3 protein-coding genes and 1 pseudogene are annotated in these 2082 nt (G+C 72.8%); 2 read left to right on the top strand and 2 right to left on the bottom strand.

Going from position 1 to position 2082, the window contains the following annotated elements; translation table 11 throughout:
- Positions 1-270 (top strand): ATP-binding protein (locus tag KBX53_RS30945; RefSeq protein ID WP_210863281.1); only part of this gene is annotated, 270 nt, incomplete at its 5' end.
- A 14-nt stretch (positions 271-284) separates the two neighbouring features.
- Here the strand turns inward: KBX53_RS30945 and KBX53_RS30940 are convergent.
- Together KBX53_RS30940 and KBX53_RS30935 are read right to left on the bottom strand one after the other, a co-directional pair.
- Positions 285-1046, bottom strand: a complete 762-nt coding sequence (locus KBX53_RS30940) for a hypothetical protein (protein ID WP_210863279.1) — start codon at positions 1044-1046, stop codon at positions 285-287.
- Positions 1043-1543 (bottom strand): SigE family RNA polymerase sigma factor, encoded by a 501-nt coding sequence (locus KBX53_RS30935; RefSeq protein WP_030332453.1) that lies wholly within the window; start codon positions 1541-1543, stop codon positions 1043-1045. The genes KBX53_RS30940 and KBX53_RS30935 overlap by 4 nt, the downstream gene beginning before the upstream one ends.
- A gap of 138 nt (positions 1544-1681) precedes the next feature.
- On the opposite strand from KBX53_RS30935, the pseudogene KBX53_RS30930 reads away from it, so the two are divergent.
- Positions 1682-2082: pseudogene (locus tag KBX53_RS30930) on the top strand (hypothetical protein); the annotation flags it as partial.

Below are 2082 nucleotides of genomic sequence, written 5' to 3'. Positions count from 1 at the left end.
GTCCTGGAGGATCTCCTGCTCGCCGCCTCCGAGGCCATGAACAACGCCGTCGAGCACGCGCAGCGGCCCAGCCGCCCGGAGGTGCGGGTGCGCGTCCAACTGGGTGGCGGCCTGGTCCGGATCTCGGTACGGGACTTCGGCACCTGGCGGGACCGCCGACCGGCGATGGACCGGGGGCGCGGCGCGCTGCTGATGAACGCCTACGGCGACGTGCGACTGGTCTCCACCGCCGAGGGGACGACGGTGACCATCGAGCGTCGGCTGGCCTGAGCGGCGGCATCGCGTCAGAGTCGACGGCCGCCGCCGTCGCGGGCGATGATGCCGTGCAGCCGCTCCCCCGGGGTGAGGTGCGCCGGATCGAACCAGACGATCACCACCTGGCTGTCGAGACTCCACCGCGTCACCCGGGCGTCGACCTGCCGACCGTCGACGGTGCCGATGATCCGCTTGGCGGGGCCGACGAAGTAGCCGAAGGTGGGCACCGGCGCGGCGGCAGACCCCTCGTCGTAGCCGATCTGGTGGAACCCGGCGCTGCGGTCACTGCCCTCGACGTCGTTGACCAGGAGGTCCGTGGTCAGCGAGCCGCCGGTGGTTTGGCGACCGGCGGCCAGGCCGATGGACACCTTGGGTACGCCGGGCACGGACACCGGGACGAAGTAGTACATGCGGCGCTCACTGCCGTGCCGTACCCCGCTGTCCACCAACTGGCCCAACGGCTTCGCCAGTGGCGTGTCGCTGGCCAGCGTCGGCGGTGGCGTGCGGTCCGGCGACTTCTGCGCCGACGGCGAGTCAGCGACCGTCGGTGGAGCGACAGCGGCCGGTGGCAGAGGTTCGGTCGGCGTCGGATCGCCCGGCCCGGACACGCCGACCGCCACCGCGACGACCGCGGCGGCCAGGCCGGTCGCGAGCGTCGCCGCCCCGGCCGCGGCGACGCGCCGACGGGTACGCAACCGACGTCCCTCGCGCATCACGGCGCTCAGATCGAGCCCCGTGTCGGGACGCTCGGTCGCCCGCATGGCGTGGCGGAGCCGTTCCAGCTCGCTCATCGGCGCGCCTCCTCATCGGCCATCCGGGGGGTGGCGCTGCGCAACTTCTCCAGAGCCCGCGAACTGGTGCTCTTGACGGTGCCGACGGATACCGAAAGTTCCCGGGCCACCTGCGCCTCCGGCAGGTCGAAGTAGTAGCGCAGGACGACGATGGCGCGCTCCCGAGGGCTGAGCGCACCGAGGATGGCGATCAACCAGCGCCGGGTTGCCACGTCGTCGGCCACGTCGTCACGCCGCCGCTCCGGCACCTCGTCGGTCGGGTACTCCCGCATCGGCCGTCGCCACCCGTCCACCAGGTGGTTGACCAGCGTGCGGCGCGCGTACCCGTAGGCGTCGTCGTCGTGGATCCGTGACCACGACGCGTAGGTACGGACCAGCGCGGTCTGCGCGGCGTCCTCGGCCTGGTGGTGGTCGCCGGTCATCAGGAACGCGGCGTGCACCAGTCGCGCGGACGCCACCCGCGCGAACTCCACGAAATCCGCGTCCCCCCGCGCCACCGCGAACCCTCCCCGTGCCACAGAGCTAGAGACGGGCGGGGCCGGCAAAAGGTTGAGCGCTGGGTCACATCAACTTTTCGCCCCGGTCACCCGTCTTCTCCTCCGCGCCACCACCGAGCGTTGCGCGAGGGGAGAGACATGTCGACGAAGGTTACCCGCCGCTGGGGTCCCGCATCGATGGCGTCGCTGCTGGTGATGGCGTTGCTCACCGGATGCGGTCTGCCGGCCGCCGGGGAACCGGCCACCGAACCGGTCGCCGCCGGAGAGCTGCCCGCCGGGCCGGCGACACCCGCCGGGCGGCCGAGCGCGACCACCGAGGTGCGGTCCAGTTCCCCAGCGGTCATCCCGGTGACCTACCCCGCCACCGGCGGTAACCGCTGGTCGGTGGCGTCCGGCGAGACGACGCCGGGACGCGCGACGGGCGGCCGGTTGCTGCGCTACCGGGTCGCCGTGGAGCGCGACATCCAGGGCCTGGCGACGGCTGACATCGCGACCGCGATCACCACGACGCTGAACGACCCGCGCGGGTGGACGGCGGG

The sequence above is a fragment of the Micromonospora sp. M51 genome (assembly GCF_018070305.1).
GTDB lineage: Bacteria > Actinomycetota > Actinomycetes > Mycobacteriales > Micromonosporaceae > Micromonospora > Micromonospora parva.
This window is presented reverse-complemented; position numbering and strand designations above follow the sequence as displayed.

Bases quoted from the DNA above. Each gene is read 5' to 3' on its own strand.
- KBX53_RS30940 (WP_210863279.1), bottom strand. From the start codon at position 1,046: ATGAGCGAGCTGGAACGGCTCCGCCACGCCATGCGGGCGACCGAGCGT.